This window comes from Stutzerimonas kunmingensis, assembly GCF_021432085.1.
Taxonomy (GTDB): domain Bacteria; phylum Pseudomonadota; class Gammaproteobacteria; order Pseudomonadales; family Pseudomonadaceae; genus Stutzerimonas.
In genome coordinates this window covers 3,485,276-3,499,911 of the sequence record NZ_CP090366.1, presented here as the reverse complement: position 1 = coordinate 3,499,911, position 14,636 = coordinate 3,485,276, and the positions used below count along the sequence as shown (strand labels likewise).

At 64.1% G+C, this 14,636-nt stretch carries 16 protein-coding genes; 9 read left to right on the top strand and 7 right to left on the bottom strand.

Features of this window, described 5'->3' with window-relative positions:
- Positions 1-27: 27 nt before the first annotated feature.
- The 3 genes from folX to LW136_RS16600 all read right to left on the bottom strand — a co-directional run bounded on the left by folX (position 28) and on the right by LW136_RS16600 (position 1,818).
- Positions 28-402, bottom strand: a complete 375-nt coding sequence (gene folX, locus LW136_RS16610; RefSeq protein ID WP_003285881.1) for a dihydroneopterin triphosphate 2'-epimerase — start codon at positions 400-402, stop codon at positions 28-30.
- Positions 403-420: 18 nt separating this feature from the next.
- Positions 421-1,125 carry a dihydromonapterin reductase gene (folM, locus tag LW136_RS16605; RefSeq protein ID WP_044315542.1) on the bottom strand — a complete coding sequence of 235 codons (705 nt, stop codon included), beginning with the start codon at positions 1,123-1,125 and terminating at the stop codon, positions 421-423.
- Between the two features lie 66 nt (positions 1,126-1,191).
- Positions 1,192-1,818: a PilZ domain-containing protein gene (locus LW136_RS16600; protein WP_023446833.1), complete on the bottom strand. Its 627-nt coding sequence runs from the start codon at positions 1,816-1,818 to the stop codon at positions 1,192-1,194.
- Positions 1,819-2,051: 233 nt separating this feature from the next.
- Here LW136_RS16600 and LW136_RS16595 point away from each other — a divergent pair, with 233 nt between their 5' ends.
- A complete protein-coding gene (locus tag LW136_RS16595) occupies positions 2,052-2,504 on the top strand; it encodes a flavodoxin (RefSeq protein ID WP_023446832.1) in 453 nt (150 codons plus the stop codon).
- A 104-nt stretch (positions 2,505-2,608) separates the two neighbouring features.
- Positions 2,609-3,385, top strand: a complete 777-nt coding sequence (locus LW136_RS16590; protein WP_044315541.1) for a class II aldolase/adducin family protein — start codon at positions 2,609-2,611, stop codon at positions 3,383-3,385.
- Positions 3,386-3,400: 15 nt separating this feature from the next.
- Here the strand turns inward: LW136_RS16590 and LW136_RS16585 are convergent, their stop codons facing one another.
- Genes LW136_RS16585 through olsB form a run of 3 tightly spaced genes read right to left on the bottom strand, consistent with a single transcriptional unit; the run spans position 3,401 to position 5,529 of the window.
- Positions 3,401-3,973 carry an acyl carrier protein phosphodiesterase gene (locus tag LW136_RS16585; protein WP_044315540.1) on the bottom strand — a complete coding sequence of 191 codons (573 nt, stop codon included), beginning with the start codon at positions 3,971-3,973 and terminating at the stop codon, positions 3,401-3,403.
- A 35-nt stretch (positions 3,974-4,008) separates the two neighbouring features.
- A complete protein-coding gene (locus LW136_RS16580; RefSeq protein ID WP_044315539.1) occupies positions 4,009-4,782 on the bottom strand; it encodes a lysophospholipid acyltransferase family protein in 774 nt (257 codons plus the stop codon).
- On the bottom strand, positions 4,783-5,529 hold the full coding sequence (gene olsB, locus LW136_RS16575; protein WP_044315538.1) for an L-ornithine N(alpha)-acyltransferase: 747 nt from the start codon (positions 5,527-5,529) through the stop codon (positions 4,783-4,785).
- Positions 5,530-5,715: 186 nt separating this feature from the next.
- On the opposite strand from olsB, the gene LW136_RS16570 reads away from it, so the two are divergent.
- From LW136_RS16570 to LW136_RS16550, 5 genes are all read left to right on the top strand, one after another.
- The gene (locus tag LW136_RS16570) at positions 5,716-6,624 is read left to right on the top strand and encodes an acyl-CoA dehydrogenase middle domain-containing protein (protein ID WP_044315569.1); all 909 of its coding nucleotides are present in this window, start codon (positions 5,716-5,718) and stop codon (positions 6,622-6,624) included.
- A 297-nt stretch (positions 6,625-6,921) separates the two neighbouring features.
- Complete coding sequence (locus LW136_RS16565) at positions 6,922-8,079, top strand: phospholipase D-like domain-containing protein (protein WP_044315568.1); 1,158 nt, start codon at positions 6,922-6,924, stop codon at positions 8,077-8,079.
- 52 nt (positions 8,080-8,131) lie between these two features.
- Positions 8,132-8,713 (top strand): DJ-1/PfpI family protein, encoded by a 582-nt coding sequence (locus LW136_RS16560; RefSeq protein WP_003302691.1) that lies wholly within the window; start codon positions 8,132-8,134, stop codon positions 8,711-8,713.
- A gap of 89 nt (positions 8,714-8,802) precedes the next feature.
- Positions 8,803-9,024, top strand: coding sequence for a VF530 family protein (locus LW136_RS16555; RefSeq protein WP_044315537.1), 222 nt, complete (start codon positions 8,803-8,805; stop codon positions 9,022-9,024).
- Between the two features lie 156 nt (positions 9,025-9,180).
- A complete protein-coding gene (locus tag LW136_RS16550) occupies positions 9,181-10,746 on the top strand; it encodes a methyl-accepting chemotaxis protein (RefSeq protein ID WP_044315536.1) in 1,566 nt (521 codons plus the stop codon).
- Between the two features lie 59 nt (positions 10,747-10,805).
- Here LW136_RS16550 and LW136_RS16545 read toward each other — a convergent pair whose 3' ends face one another.
- Complete coding sequence (locus LW136_RS16545; protein ID WP_044315535.1) at positions 10,806-12,329, bottom strand: fumarate hydratase; 1,524 nt, start codon at positions 12,327-12,329, stop codon at positions 10,806-10,808.
- Positions 12,330-12,523: 194 nt separating this feature from the next.
- On the opposite strand from LW136_RS16545, the gene LW136_RS16540 reads away from it, so the two are divergent.
- Together LW136_RS16540 and LW136_RS16535 are read left to right on the top strand one after the other, a co-directional pair.
- On the top strand, positions 12,524-13,654 hold the full coding sequence (locus LW136_RS16540) for a GGDEF domain-containing protein (RefSeq protein ID WP_044315534.1): 1,131 nt from the start codon (positions 12,524-12,526) through the stop codon (positions 13,652-13,654).
- Positions 13,647-14,588, top strand: a complete 942-nt coding sequence (locus LW136_RS16535; RefSeq protein WP_044315533.1) for an iron-sulfur-binding ferredoxin reductase — start codon at positions 13,647-13,649, stop codon at positions 14,586-14,588. Before LW136_RS16540 ends, LW136_RS16535 begins: the two co-directional genes overlap by 8 nt.
- Positions 14,589-14,636 lie beyond the last annotated feature (48 nt).

Here is a 14,636-nt window from a genome sequence, read left to right as displayed (position 1 = left end):
CAGTGAGCCGGCCAGCCTTGCGCAGGGTCAATCCCGATGCGCAGCCAGGGTGATCGATACGGACTCGGCGAAGCGCAGCGCGTGGGGTTTGTCGACTTCCACTTCGGCGTAGCGCACCTGCGGGTAGCGCATGACCAGGTCGAGAATTTCCTGGGTCAGCCGCTCGAGCAGGGCGAAGCGGTTGTCTTCGACGTGCTGGATGATCGCCTTGGTGATGGTGCGGTAGTTCAACGCCTGTTCGATGTCGTTCTCGCGCACCGCTTCCGCAGCGGGGTAGAGCATCGTCAGGTTGATCAGCACGTCCTGGCGATTGAGGATTTCCTCTTCCTTGATGCCGATGTAGGTGCGCAGCCGCAGGTCCTTGACGCGGATGCGGGCCATCGCGGGTTCCAGTCGGGGCATGGGGACTCCTTGCAGTCTTCAGATCAGGTGGCGGCCGCCGTTCACGGTCAGTGTGGTGCCGGTGACATAAGGGTTGTCGAACAGGTAGCACAGGCTCTGGTAGATCACCTCGGCACCGGGTTCGATGCCCAGCGCGGACTTGGCCAGTGCCTTGCGGCGATATTCGGCGTCGTCCTCCGGGTTGAACTGGATCAGCGCCGGGGCGATGCCATTGACCTTGATCGCCGGCGCCAGGCTGGCGGCGAAAGATAGTGTCAGGTTGTCCAGGCCCGCTTTGCTCGCAGCATAGGCGATGTGCTTCTTGCTGCCCTTGCGGGTCACGTCGTCGCTGATGTGCACGATGTCCGCCGGCCCGCCGTGGCGCAGCAGTTCGGCGCAGTGCAGGTTGATCAGGTAGGGCGCGAGCATATGCACCTGGAACAGCTGGCGGAACGCCTCGACTTCCTGCCCGGGGGTATCCGGGCGCCATTCGGAGGCGTTGTGCACGATGGCCCGCAGGCAGTCGGTCTGCTGCTTGAGAGCGCTGATAAAGGTGGTGATGCCGGTTTCATCGCTGAAGTCCGCCTGCAGCGCCTGTGCGCCAAGGGCGCGAAGCCGGTCGATGCTGTCGCGTTCGCGGCGGTAGGTAAGGATGACCGGGAAGCCGTCTTCCAGCAGTCGCTCGGCACAATGCAGCCCGATCCGCTGGCTGGCTCCGGTGATGAGAATCGGGGCCTGATGCATGAAAATCCACTGCCTGTAATGGGCGGACCGCCCACAGGTTGAGGCGGTCGCTACAGGCGTGGCAGCTTACACCAGATCGGCCGGCAGCTCTGGCTGCAAATCTGGGTGCAGGCGCTGATGCTGGCGATAGAGGAAAGAGCGGATCCGCTCGGCGTCCTTTTCCTGGGTGAATTCGACTTCGTAGGCGGCCCGCCCGCCGGTCAGCTCGCGAACGCGATGGGCATCGATTTCCAGCGGGCCGTCGTCGGGCAGCGCCAGGCGCAGGTGGAAGTGCTTGGGTGGCTTGCGGTGTCCGCCGGCATCCACCAGCAGGCCGTGCGGAGACAGCTCGTGCACGCTGAGCGAACTTTCACCACCATCGTTTTCCAGCAAAGGCAGCGGCTGGTCCAGATGCAGGCGCCAGGCACGCGTGGTTGGCCCGCGCTCGTAGATCACCGGAGGTGCCAGCTGCAGGTCGAGGCTGTGAAGTTCGTCTTCCCTGAGCTGTAGCGGGAAGGACATGCGGAAATCCTCGAATTCCGCCTGCAGCGACAGGTTGGCGCGAGCGGCCAGCTGCAGCAGCAGTTCGTTGGATTGCGCGCCGCCGTCGATCCGAAAGCCTGTCGTGCGCTCAGCGCTGGTGCTGCCGTTGCGCTGCATCAACTTGCGGATGAAGGTCAGTTCGTCTTTGCTGAGAATCGTCTCTTCCGCCATGCGGATACCCTCGGAGGGACAGTGCCCTCCACGTTTGGCGTCGCGCGGTGGGGTCACTACACGCCTGCAACCGGTATGGTCGCGATGGGGCAATCGGCCCTATGACAAATGGGCTCGACAGTGGTTCCGCTGACTGCACGTTTTCTGGATGGACGGCTTCGTCCTGGGAGGGTGTGCCGACCAGACTTGGCGATTGCGGCATAATGCGCAGCTTTGATTGCCTCGGAGCGCACATGAAAGTCGCCATTCTTTCCGGGAGCGTCTACGGCACCGCCGAAGATGTCGCCCGTCACGCCGAACACCAGCTGAAAGCCGCCGGTTTCGAAACCTGGCACGATCCCCGCGCCCAGCTGCCACAGATTCTCGATTTCGCCCCCGAAGCGCTGCTGGTCGTGACCTCGACCACCGGCATGGGTGAGCTGCCGGACAGCTTCATTCCGTTGTACTCGACAATCCGTGATCAGTTTCCCGCGTGGAGTGGCCTGCCCGGAGGCGTCATCGCCCTTGGCGATGCCAGCTACGGCGACACCTTCTGTGCTGGCGGCGAGCTGATTCGTGAGCTCTATGCCGAGCTCGGCGTGCGAGAAGTCGTGGCGATGCTGCGCCTCGATGCCAGCGAGACGGTCACGCCGGAAAGCGACGCCGAACCGTGGCTGGAAACCTTCGCGGCGGCCTTGCGTGCCTGAGTGGCTCGTCGGGTCAACGGCCTGGCTGCAAGGGCAACTGCCGGGCCAATAGCGGTTGGCTAGAATCCAGGGCATCTTCACGACAATAACAAGAGGTGCCCTCGATGACTGCGCTGCACGCTTTGCCTTCTTTGGAAACCCAAGTGAGCCCCGCCGAATGGCAGGCGCGGGTCGATCTGGCGGCCTGTTACCGACTGGTCGCGCTGCATGGCTGGGATGACCTGATCTTCACGCACATCTCGGCCAAGATTCCCGAAACCGATCACTTTCTGATCAACCCATACGGGCTGATGTTTCACGAAATCACCGCGTCCAGCCTGGTGAAAGTCGATCTGGCCGGCAACAAAGTGACGGACAGTCCGTACGAGATCAATCCCGCTGGGTACACCATTCACAGCGCCGTGCATGAGGTTCGCCACGACGTCGCCTGCGTCATGCACACACATACCGCCGCCGGGGTGGCGGTCTCGGCCCAGCGTCAGGGCGTGCTACCGATCAGCCAGCAGTCACTGTTCGTTTTGGCGAGTCTTTCGACCCATGGCTATGAGGGTGTGGCGCTGAATCACGACGAGAAGGCGCGCCTGCAGGCCGATCTCGGCGAAACCGCTTTCATGCTGCTGCACAACCACGGTCTGCTGACCTGCGGCAGCAGCATCGCTGATACCTTTCTGATGATGTTCATCTTCCAGCGCGCTTGTGAAATCCAGGTCATGGCGCAGGCCGGTGGCAGCGAGCTGATCGCCATTCCGGAGCAGATTCTGGCCGGTGCGAAGGCCATGGCAGCGGGCGTGACCCGCACTCGCTCGGGCATGGGCGGCGCGCTGGCATGGCCCGGTCTGTTGCGCAAGCTGGATGCGCAAAGCCCGGGCTATGCGCAGTAGTACGGGGCGATCGCGCTACATCGCTGCCTTGGCGAACTGCTGCAGCTGCGGGTAGAAGTGGCGGAAGTCCTCGAGCAGCGGGTCGTACAGCTGCTCCAGCTCTTCCAGCCCGCCGGCCAGGCCTTCCGGCCGGCTCAGGCGACGGCCCATGTTCGCCAGCACCCTGCCCAGTACCTCGAATTCACGGTAACTGCCGAGCCAGTCGTGTGCCGCCATGTGCGGTGCGATCACGGCGAGCTTGCCAGGCAGCGCGGGCTCATCGGCCAGCGCTCGGTAGGCGCGCCGGGTGAACTGGTCCAGCGGCTCGCCGGAGTAGTCCGCCCAGTTCGCAGCCAGGCAATGATCGAAGAACAGGTCCAGCAGTATCCCGGCGTAGCGGCGACGCTCGCTGGGAAAGCGCGCTTTGGCCTGCAGCACCAGCGGATGGCTGTCGGTGAAGGCATCGATCTGCCGATGCAGACGGATGCCTGCTTCGATCTGCGCCGGCAGGCGACCCTGCAGCGGGCCTTTGACGAAGTCCCCGTAAAGGCTGCCGAGCATGTCAGCCGGGCCGGGGCCGCCAAGATGAAGATGAGCGAGATAGTTCATCGGCGAAGCTTGGCGCAGCCTCGATAGGGAGGTCGCTATGCAGCCTCTCTCGTGGTCACCCACAGCTGCCCAGACAGTGCTCGCTCGATGGCCAGCTGTGCTTGCTCGGCGAGCGCCCTGCGACTGAGGGAGGCAATGGGGATCGGCGCCAGCAGATGGATTTCTACTTCTGCCACGTCGCTGGCCAATAGCCTGCGCAGGTGCGCTGGCAGTTCGTCGTCGCCAATGAAGGGAGCGACGGTGTCGGGCTTGCCGTTGCGCGTATAGCGGATCGCTACGGGTTGAACGGCGCAGCCGGCCTCTATCGCACAGGCGAACAGCCGGGGGTGGAAGGTGCGCACGCTGTTGCCGTCGGTCGAGGTGCCCTCAGGGAAGATAAGCAGGTGGCGGCCCTGGATGAGGTGGCTGTTCAGTTGCTGGTTGATCTGCGCGGCATCGCCGGCGCCGCGGCGGATGAACAGCGTGCCAGCCTGGCGTGCCAGCCAGCCAAGCACGGGCCAGCGTGCGACTTCGGCCTTGGCCAGGAACGACAGCGGCCGCAGCATTCCCAGCAGCGGGATATCGCACCAGGAAACATGGTTGGCGACCCACAGCATCGGCTGAGCTGGTAGCTGACCGATGATGCGTACGCGATAGGGCAGCGCGGCGGCCAGGCGAACCATGAACCAGCGGGTCAGCTGTTGTCTGTGTTGCAGCGATGTGCGTAGCGCGAGGCGGTCGCCGAGACCTAGTGCGGCCGCCAACAGCAACCCCAGCAGGAGCACCGCGGCAACCCGCAGCAGACGCCAGTACAGGCGCAGCCGCGGCATCTATACCGCCGCCTTGAAGTGGCGAGCGTAGCGCGGGCACAGCTCCTCGCGCTTGAGCAGGATGAATATGTCGGCAACCTGAAAATCCGGGTCCCAGCAGGGTTCTCCACAGATCTTCGCGCCGAGGCGCATATAGGCCTTGAGCAGCGGCGGCAGCTGGGCAGTGAGGTTGTCCGGCAGTTCCAGTTCGGGAAGTGGTGTTCGCGGCTCGGCGTGCAGCAGTTCAGTGCTCAGGTGGCTGTCGCGCAGTCGCTGCATGATCGCTCGGGCCTGGATGCCACCGTCGCGCATCGGGATGCTCGCGCACCCCATAAGGTAGCGATAGCCACCTTGGTTGAGCACCTCGGCCAGTTCGCTCCACAGCACCGCAATGGTCGCACCATTGCGATAAGCCGGCGCCACGCAGGTACGGCCGATCTCCAGCACCGGTTCGTTGATGTCCGCCAGGCCATGCAGGGCAAATTCTCCTTCGCTGTAGAAGCGCCCGAGCTGCTTGGCGGTGAGGTGATCGAGCAGGCGGGTGGTGGCGACCAGCTCTCCACTTGCCAGATCGCGTACACCGATATGCCGGCAGTGAATGTCGAAATCGTCCATGTCCAGCCCGAGCTCGGCGCCATTGAGTTGGGCGTCGAACTCACTGCTGAACACCCGATAGCGCAAGGACTGGGCTTCGCGGAGGGCCCGTTCGCCTTGCAGGCGTTCGGCTCGAAGTTGACGCGTGCTGCGTGGATCGACGATGGCATTCATGCTCTGTCTCCTTGTCCGCCGGGGTAGTGGCGGGTTGGCGATGCAACGCGAGCGTCTGGTTGTTATCGTTGGGCTCGCTGGTTTGGCGTGATCAGGCTAGGAGCAGGGCGTGTCGCCACTGTGACGTTCGGATGATGGTTGGATGACGGCGCGAGCCAGTGGCCGGTAATGGCAGAACCTTTGGAGATGAAGATGCCCTGGAAACGATTGATCGGCCCGCTGCAGCCGGTTGCTGCAACCTCAGGGCTGCGCGACTGGTACCAGGCCGTGTGTGACGGTGCCGGAAGTACGGACTCCTTCAGTCAGGCGGTCTACGGCGGCCGACTGGCGACCACCCCGGGGTTGGCGTTTCTCGCGGGATACCAGGCAGCCCTGCGGGCGCTCTGGTCGGATGCGCCGCCCGGGCTCGGTGCGTTATGCACGACGGAGCGGCGCAAGTTGCGGCCGGCCGACATGACAACGCGTTGCGAGAACGGCCAGCTCATTGGCAGCAAGGATTTCGTGACGGCGGGCGGCGCGGCGCAATGGCTGCTCGTTTCGGCCCGGGAGGAGGGCGCCGGCGAGTCGCCGCGCCTCGGACTGTTTGTCGTGGAGCCGTCTGGTGCCGGCGTGTCACTGGTGGCTGGGCCGGATCTGCCGATCGTGCCGGATATTACACATGGCAGATTGAGCCTTGAGCGGGCTGCTGGGAAACGCTTGCCTGGTGACGGCTGGAGCGAGTACGTCAAACCGTTCCGCAGCCACGAGGATCTATATGTGCTGGCGGCGCTGACTGCGTGGCTCTACGGTGTGGCGCTGCTTGAGCAGTGGCCGCGCGCGCTGGTACTGCGTCTGCTCGGCGTTCTTGCGGCTGCGGCAGAGGTCGCGCGGCGGTCAGCCCATGAGCCTGCTACTCATTTGCTGCTGGCCGCGTTGCTCGAGCAGTTCGCTGCGCTGCAACCTGAGGTGGATAGGGCGTTGGCGGATTCGCAGGGCCCCCGGGGCGCATTGTGGCGGCGTGATCGCGCAGTGCTGGGCTTGGCGCGCGATGCCCAGGCGCGCCGTCTGGAACAGGCGCTTGTCGCCCTCGGGCTCGAATCTTCAGTAGGCAGTTGAAGGCAGGGCGGGCGCCGGCGAACAGCTGGGAACTCTGCCCAGGCGAGTCGGGCCTATAGAAGATCGTATTTCACGGCGGCTCTTCCGCTGCGGCGGTCTGACCTGCTGCCTTGCCTTGCTCGAACGCCCGGGTAAGCTAGCCAACTGCTCGTTCAGCACCGCCAGTGCAGAGCGGCGGTATCGAGGCCGCTGCCCTTGGATGCCGTCCGGAAAAAGGGATTTCATGTCATTTCGTTGCTCATCCGCTTCGTCGCTGTGCCTGACGTCATCTGGCTCTACGCGGGGTGCCGCCCTGTGATGCTGGCTGGAGCGGTGTTCCCCTGGCGCAGCGACAATCAGTTCCGCCTGCTGATAGACGGGCCGGGGTTCTTTCCGCCCATGCTCGACGCCATCGAGCGCGCCGAGCGCCGGGTCGATCTCGAGCTCTATCTGGTGGAGGACGGCGCTTGTCTCGACCGCCTGCTGGAGCCGCTGCTGCGTGCGGCGGCACGCGGCGTTCGGGTACGTTGCCTGTTCGATGGTTTCGGCTGCCTGAAGATGAGCCAGGCCAATCGTGATCGGATGACCGCCGCCGGCGTCGAGCTGCGTCTCTATAACCCGCTTTCGCTCCGCCTGAGGCTGCGCAATCTGCATCGTGACCACCGCAAGCTGCTGCTGGTCGACGGCTGCATCGGTTATGTCGGCGGCACCGGTGTCACCGACGAATTCTGGCGTCCTGACGAGCCCGACGTGCATTGGCATGAGGTGATGGTCGAGATGACCGGCCCGCTGCTGCAGGACTGGCAGGACCTGTTCGACACCCAGTGGGTGCATTGCCTGAAGCGGCGCATCTGGCAGCTGCCCCTGCCCAGCGGTGCGCCGCGCATTCCAGTGCTGCCCAGTGGCTCGGGGCTAGGGCGCGTCGCCTATGCGGCGGCGCGTCAGCACCGCGACATACTGCACAGCCTGTTGCGCAACCTGCGGCGCGCGCAGACGCGCATCTGGCTGGCGACACCGTATTTCCTGCCTACCGGCAAGGTGCGCCGGGCACTGATCCGGGCGGCGCGTCGCGGGGTGGACGTGCGCCTGCTGCTGACCAGTCGCAATACCGATCACCCGCCGGTGCGCTACGCCGGGCAGCGTTTCTATCCACGGCTGCTGCGTGCCGGCGTGCGAATCCATGAATATCAGCCACACTTTTCCCACCTGAAAATGGTGCTGGTTGACGACTGGGTCAGCGTCGGCTCTTGCAACTTCGATCACTGGAACCTGCGCTGGAATCTGGAAGCCAATCTCGAGGCCATGGACGCTGCGTTGAGTGCCCAGGTGCAGGCATGCTTCGAGCGCGATTTTCAGGACAGTATCGAAATCGACATTAAAAGCTGGTACGCCAGACCGCTGCACCTGCGCCTCTACCAGCGCATGTGGGGCTGGCTGGACCGGCTGCTGGTAAACATCTTCAACCGCGGTGGCTGAAGCCGCCGCGTCACGGAGCAATGCTCCAAACCCGCGCGAAGAGGACGATCCAATGGCGGCGAAGAACATTTTGATGCTGGTGGGTGATTACGCCGAAGACTACGAAACCATGGTGCCTTTCCAGGCCCTGCAGATGGTTGGCCATCGCGTGCATGCCGTGTGCCCGGACAAGAAGGCCGGCGACAGCGTGCGCACCGCGATTCACGATTTCGAGGGCGACCAGACCTATAGCGAGAAGCCGGGGCACAACTTTGCGCTGAACTTCGACTTCGCCGACGTGCGGGCCGAAGACTACGATGCCCTGGTCATTCCCGGTGGCCGGGCGCCGGAATATCTGCGCCTGAACGAGCAGGTGCTGGCGCTGGTGCGTGCGTTCGATGAGGCCAGGAAGCCAATCGCCGCCGTTTGTCACGGCGCCCAGCTGCTGGCCGCCGCGGGCGTGCTCAAGGGGCGTGCCTGCAGTGCCTATCCCGCCTGTGCACCCGAGGTGAAGCTGGCCGGTGGCGAGTACGTGGACATTGCCGTGGATCAGGCGCATACCGATGGCAACCTGGTCAGCGCTCCGGCATGGCCCGCCCATCCGGCGTGGCTGGCGGCATTCCTCGAGGTGCTCGGAACTCGCATCAGCCTGTAAGATGCAGACCGTCACCCAAGCCCGCCCCGCAGACCGCGCGGCGGGTTTTTTCATCCGTGAGGCTATGCCCTCGTGTTCGTGAGTGCCCCATGACTCAAGCAAAAGACCCCCTTCATGGCGTGACGCTGGAGGCCATCCTGGTCCAGCTGCATGCTCGCTTCGGCTGGGACGGCCTTGCCGAGCGCGTCGATGTCCGCTGTTTCAGCAATGAGCCGAGCATCAAGTCCAGCCTGAAATTCCTGCGCAAGACGCCCTGGGCCAGGGCGAAAGTCGAAGCGCTGTACATCGCAGAACAGAACGCCGGTCGCTAGTCCGCTCACGAGCGGCACTACCTGCCGATGCCGTTCGGCAAATACTTTCCGTCCCCTCTCAAGTTCGCTTTGCGCCGCCCGACTCTTGTAACAGATTGATTCGTCGTGACCGATGAGTCGCATTTTTCAGCAAATCGCTGGCAGGGAGTTCGGGCGATGAGAAACAACGGACCGGTAAGCAACACCGAACGGACCTTTCCGGCGCATCAGCGGCTGATTTCGGCGACGGATAACCAGGGCAAAATCCTTTATTGCAATGACGAATTTGTCGCCATCAGTGGCTACTCACGAGCCGAGCTGATCGGCAGTGACCACAATCTGGTCCGCCACCCGGACATGCCACCCGCCGTGTTCGAGGTGATGTGGCGCTACCTGAAGGCCGGCAAAAGCTGGATGGGAGTGGTCAAGAACCGCTGCAAGAACGGCGATTTCTACTGGGTCAGCGCCTACGTCACGCCTGTTTTCGACGATGGCAAGCTGACCGGCTTCGAGTCGGTGCGAGTCAAGCCGACAGCCGAGCAGGTCGCCCAGGCGTCGGCACTGTACGAGCGTCTGCGTACCGGCCGACCGGCGGTTTCGTTGAGCCGGCGCGCGCAGGGCTGGGCGCGTGCGCTGGCGATGCCGATGGGCGCCGCGGTGCTGGCGGCCGGTGGAATCTTCTGGCTGCCGCCGGCAGTGGAAGCGCTCGTCGTGCTCGGTCTGTTCTTCGTGCTCGGAATCAGCTGTCACTTCGCTGCGGAACGCCAGTTGTTGCGTATCCTGCAGCGCGTACCCGAAGCCTTCACCGATCCGGTGGTCGCCCTGACCTATACCCAGCAGCATGGCAATGCGGCGCGGCTGGAGATGGCCCTGGTCAGTGAAGACGCGCGGTTGCGTACGGCGTTGACGCGGCTGTCCGATCTGGCCGTGCAGGTCGCCGGCGCATCGGCAGAAACCTATTCGCTGGCCAGCCAGACCGAAAGCGAGCTGCGCCAGCAGCGCGGCGAGACGGACATGACGGCCACCGCGGTGACGCAGATGACCGCATCGATCAGTGAGGTCGCCGGGCACGTCCAGCACACGGCAGAGGAGGCGAGGACGGCGAACGCGCTGGCAGACGATGGTGACCGGGTCGCAGCGAGTTCCCGCGAGGCGATGGAAATGCTGGCGGCGACCGTCACCAGCATCGGCAACGTGGTCAACGAGCTGGCTGGCGAAACCCAGCAGATCGTATCCGCCGCCGGCATGATCCAGAGCATCGCCGACCAGACCAACCTGCTGGCGCTGAATGCTGCCATCGAGGCCGCACGTGCTGGCGAGCAGGGCAGGGGCTTTGCCGTGGTCGCCGACGAGGTGCGTGGGTTGGCGGGCAAGACGCGGGAGTCGACGCAGCAGATCCAGGGCATCATCCAGTCGCTCACCAGCAAGGCGGGTGAGGCCGTGACAATCGCACAGGTGGGTGACAAGGAGGCGGTACAGGGGTTGGCCCAGGTCGTCGAGGCGCAGCAGGCGTTGCAGGGCATTCGCGACGCGGTCGGCCGCATTGCCGGGATGAGCCAGCAGATGGCTGCCGCTGCCGAAGAGCAGGCGCATGTGGCCGAAGACATTGCTCGTCAGGTCACCCGTATTGCCGTCACGACCGACAGCAATGTCAGCAAGGCGGACCTGACCATGCAGCGCGGTCGCGACCTGGAATGCGCAGCGTACGGGCTGCGGGTACTGGTCGAACGCTTCAACCGCTGATTGCCGGGCAATAAAAAGCCCGGCATCGAGCCGGGCTTTTTATTTTATTGGCGTGTCGCTTACTGCACTTCGACCGCCAGGCTGTCGGCGATCTTCTGCTGCCAGATCGCCGGGCCGGTGATGTGCACCGACTCGCCGTTGGTGTCGACGGCGACGGTCACCGGCATGTCCTTCACTTCGAACTCGTAGATCGCTTCCATGCCCAGCTCGGCGAAGGCCAGCACCTTGGACTTCTTGATCGCCTGGGCGACTAGGTAAGCCGCGCCGCCAACCGCCATCAGGTAGACCGCCTTGTTGTCCTTGATCGCTTCGATGGCGATCGGGCCACGCTCGGACTTGCCGATCATGCCCAGCAGACCAGTGCTCTCGAGAATCTGACGGGTGAACTTGTCCATGCGCGTCGCGGTGGTCGGGCCAGCCGGGCCAACCACTTCGTCACCGACCGGATCGACGGGGCCGACGTAGTAGATGAAACGGCCCTTGAGGTCGACCGGCAGCTCTTCGCCCTTGTTCAGCATGTCGACCATGCGCTTGTGCGCGGCGTCGCGGCCGGTGAGCATCTTGCCGTTGAGCAGGACGGTTTCGCCCGGCTTCCAGCTCTGCACTTCTTCCGGGGTGATGGTGTCGAGGTTGACGCGGCGCGCGCTCGGGCCGGCTTCCCAGACGATCTCGGGGTAGGCATCCAGCGGCGGCGGGGTCAGTTCGGCCGGGCCGGAACCGTCGAGCACGAAGTGTGCGTGGCGGGTGGCGGCGCAGTTGGGGATCATGCAAACCGGCAGCGAGGCGGCGTGGGTCGGGTAATCCATGATCTTCACGTCGAGCACGGTGGTCAGGCCGCCGAGGCCCTGGGCGCCGATGCCCAGCTGGTTGACCTTCTCGAACAGCTCAAGACGCAGCTCTTCGATGCGGTTCTGCGGGCCACGGGCCTTCAGCTCATGGATGTCGATGGATTCCATCAGGACTTCCTTGGCCATCACCGCGGCTTTCTCGGCGGTGCCGCCGATGCCGATGCCGAGCATACCCGGCGGGCACCAGCCGGCGCCCATGGTCGGCACGGTCTTCAGTACCCAGTCGACGATCGAGTCGGACGGGTTGAGCATGGCCATCTTCGACTTGTTTTCCGAGCCACCGCCTTTGGCGGCCACATCCACCTCGACTTTGTCACCTGGGACGATGGAGTAATGAATGACAGCTGGCGTATTGTCCTTAGTGTTCTTGCGGGAACCTGCCGGGTCGGCCAGGATCGAAGCACGCAGGACGTTTTCCGGCAGGTTGTAGGCGCGGCGCACACCCTCATTGATCATGTCGTCCAGGCTCATGGTCGCGCCGTCCCAGCGCACGTCCATACCGACGCGGATGAACACGGTGACGATACCGGTGTCCTGACAGATCGGGCGATGACCGGTGGCGCACATGCGCGAGTTGATCAGGATCTGCGCCATGGAGTCGCGGGCAGCCGGGGATTCTTCACGCAGGTAGGCTTCGTGCATCGCCTGGATGAAATCCACGGGGTGGTAGTAAGAAATGAACTGCAAAGCGTCAGCGACGCTTTGAATCAGGTCGTCTTGCTTGATCACGGTCATGCAGCGCGTCCTCATACGGGGCGATAAGAGGCGCGTCGGGGGTGGCAGTCGACGCGCCGCGAAAAAATGCGGCGCAGTATAACGCGTCAGGCTGCGCGGTACACGGATGGACCAGGAGCGATGGGAATGCTGGCTAGGATTTTGTTTTCGGTAAGCGTAGAGTGCGGCAAATTGCCACAGCGGGAAGGATCCCTATGAGTGCGATGCGTGACGAGACCGATCTGCGTACATTGCAGCAATTGGTTACGCGGCGATTCGCACTGGCCTCCGTGACCTATGGTCTGGGCCTGGTGCTGACCTGGGTGGCGGTGGCGGGGGGCTTCTATCAGGCCTCGGTGGCCAGCGCCGTGGCGCAGTCAGCATTGATTGTGGTGAGTCAGCTGCTGTTCTTCTGGCTGTTTCACCGAGGTGTCAACCTGCGCTCGAAGGATCCCAGCCTGACTGAGCCGCAGGTCCTGGTGGGGCTGCTGTGGCTGACGACCTTTCTGTTCAACCTCGGCAGCGCTCGTGGCTCACTGCTGGTGCTCTATCTGCTGGTGCTGATGTTTGCAGTCTTTCTGCCGCCGAAGGTGTTCATTCGCTACGCCGCACTGGCTTTCGTCAGCTTCGTCAGCATGGCTGCGCTGGATTACTATCTGCAGCGGCCGATCGAGACCGATGTGTTCTTGCTGCAGGCCAGCGTGCTGCTGGTGACGCTGATCTGGATGTGTCTGTTCGCCGGCCACGTGTATCGCTTGCGCCAGCGCATGCGCCAGCGGCGTTTCGCGTTGCAGGCACATCAGGACACCCTGCGCGGAATGATGCGTCAACTGGAGGATCTGGCTTCCACCGACGAGTTGACGGGCCTATACAACCGGCGGCGTTTCCTGCGCATCGCCGAGGGCGACCTGAACCGCTTGCGCAAGGGGCATCAATCGGGGCTGGCGCTCATCGATCTGGACCACTTCAAACGCATCAACGATATCCACGGCCATGCCACCGGAGACCGCGTGCTGCAGGCCTTTGCCAGCGTGGCGCGGTCCTGTCTGCGTGATGACGACGTGCTGGCCCGTTATGGCGGCGAGGAGTTCGTGCTACTGCTGCCCAATACCGACGCCGAGCAGTTCACCGCGTGCTGTGAGCGCCTGCGAGAGGCTTTCGCCATCGCCGAGCCGGAAGACGCCAATATCGAAGCCGGACATCTCAGCCTGTCGATCGGCCTGACCCTGCTGAACGCCGGAGATGACCTGGATGCAGCGCTGCAGCGTGCCGACGAAGCGCTTTATCGAGCCAAGCGCGGTGGTCGCAATCGTTGCGAACCCGCCTGGGTCACCGCCGATGCCTGAGTTGCATTGCGCCGGCAAGCGCTGGTCGGTCGCGCCCGCTACCAACCTGCTCGACGCCCTGATCGCTGCCGGCTTGCCCGTACCCTACAGTTGCCGCGCCGGCAGCTGCCACGCCTGCCTGGTGCGCTGTGTCGACGGAGCACCGCGCGATCTGCAACCCGACCTGCTGCGGCCCGAGCAGCATGCGGCCGGCTGGCGACTGGCCTGTCAGTGCCTTGTCGAGGAGGAAATCGGCGTAGAAGTTTTCGACCCGCGTCGCGACGGGCAGCCCGCTCAGGTGCAAAGCGCCGAGTGGCTGAGCGGCAGCGTGCTGCGCCTGCGTCTGCTGCCGGAGCGGCCGCTGCGCTATCGTGCAGGTCAGCACCTGTTGCTGTGGACTGGTGCCGGCATCGCTAGGCCGTATTCGCTGGCCAGTGTTCCCGGCGACGATCTCTGGCTGGAGTTTCATCTCGATTGCTCCAGGCCGGGGGCGTTCTGCGATGCCGCGCGGCAGCTGCGCGCGGGCGACACGCTGCGGCTGGGCGACCTGCACGGTGGTGCATTGCATTACGAGCCGGAGTGGTCTGAGCGCTCTTTATTGCTGCTGGCTTCGGGAACCGGGTTGGCCCCTCTATTCAGCCTGTTGCGCGAGAGCCTGCGCCAGGGCCATGCCGGGACGATCAGGCTGGTGCATTTTTGCCGCGACGAGCACTACCTGCGCGGGCCGTTGCAGGAGTTGGCGGATAGGCACGAGAACCTGGAGCTGCAATGGGTCGATGCGCAACAGCGTGACAGCATGCTTTCGACGCTACGACCAACGTCGCGGCGGGACATCGCGCTGCTCTGCGGCGGCTCGGCGTTCGTCGACGCCTGCGCCAGGCGCCTGTTTCTCGCGGGCCTGCCGCGTGGACAGATATTCAGCGACGCGTTCGTCAGCGCGACTCAGCCGCGGTAGTTGGCTCCCGTTCGATCTTGCAGACAGCACGAGGCCGGCTAAAGAGCC

Coding starts and splice junctions, on each gene's coding strand:
- folX (WP_003285881.1), bottom strand. CDS start 402: ATGCCCCGACTGGAACCCGCGATGGCCCGCATCCGCGTCAAGGACCTG.
- folM (WP_044315542.1), bottom strand. CDS start 1,125: ATGCATCAGGCCCCGATTCTCATCACCGGAGCCAGCCAGCGGATCGGG.
- LW136_RS16600 (WP_023446833.1), bottom strand. CDS start 1,818: ATGGCGGAAGAGACGATTCTCAGCAAAGACGAACTGACCTTCATCCGC.
- LW136_RS16595 (WP_023446832.1), top strand. CDS start 2,052: ATGAAAGTCGCCATTCTTTCCGGGAGCGTCTACGGCACCGCCGAAGAT.
- LW136_RS16590 (WP_044315541.1), top strand. CDS start 2,609: ATGACTGCGCTGCACGCTTTGCCTTCTTTGGAAACCCAAGTGAGCCCC.
- LW136_RS16585 (WP_044315540.1), bottom strand. CDS start 3,973: ATGAACTATCTCGCTCATCTTCATCTTGGCGGCCCCGGCCCGGCTGAC.
- LW136_RS16580 (WP_044315539.1), bottom strand. CDS start 4,782: ATGCCGCGGCTGCGCCTGTACTGGCGTCTGCTGCGGGTTGCCGCGGTG.
- olsB (WP_044315538.1), bottom strand. CDS start 5,529: ATGAATGCCATCGTCGATCCACGCAGCACGCGTCAACTTCGAGCCGAA.
- LW136_RS16570 (WP_044315569.1), top strand. CDS start 5,716: ATGAAGATGCCCTGGAAACGATTGATCGGCCCGCTGCAGCCGGTTGCT.
- LW136_RS16565 (WP_044315568.1), top strand. CDS start 6,922: ATGCTGGCTGGAGCGGTGTTCCCCTGGCGCAGCGACAATCAGTTCCGC.
- LW136_RS16560 (WP_003302691.1), top strand. CDS start 8,132: ATGGCGGCGAAGAACATTTTGATGCTGGTGGGTGATTACGCCGAAGAC.
- LW136_RS16555 (WP_044315537.1), top strand. CDS start 8,803: ATGACTCAAGCAAAAGACCCCCTTCATGGCGTGACGCTGGAGGCCATC.
- LW136_RS16550 (WP_044315536.1), top strand. CDS start 9,181: ATGAGAAACAACGGACCGGTAAGCAACACCGAACGGACCTTTCCGGCG.
- LW136_RS16545 (WP_044315535.1), bottom strand. CDS start 12,329: ATGACCGTGATCAAGCAAGACGACCTGATTCAAAGCGTCGCTGACGCT.
- LW136_RS16540 (WP_044315534.1), top strand. CDS start 12,524: ATGAGTGCGATGCGTGACGAGACCGATCTGCGTACATTGCAGCAATTG.
- LW136_RS16535 (WP_044315533.1), top strand. CDS start 13,647: ATGCCTGAGTTGCATTGCGCCGGCAAGCGCTGGTCGGTCGCGCCCGCT.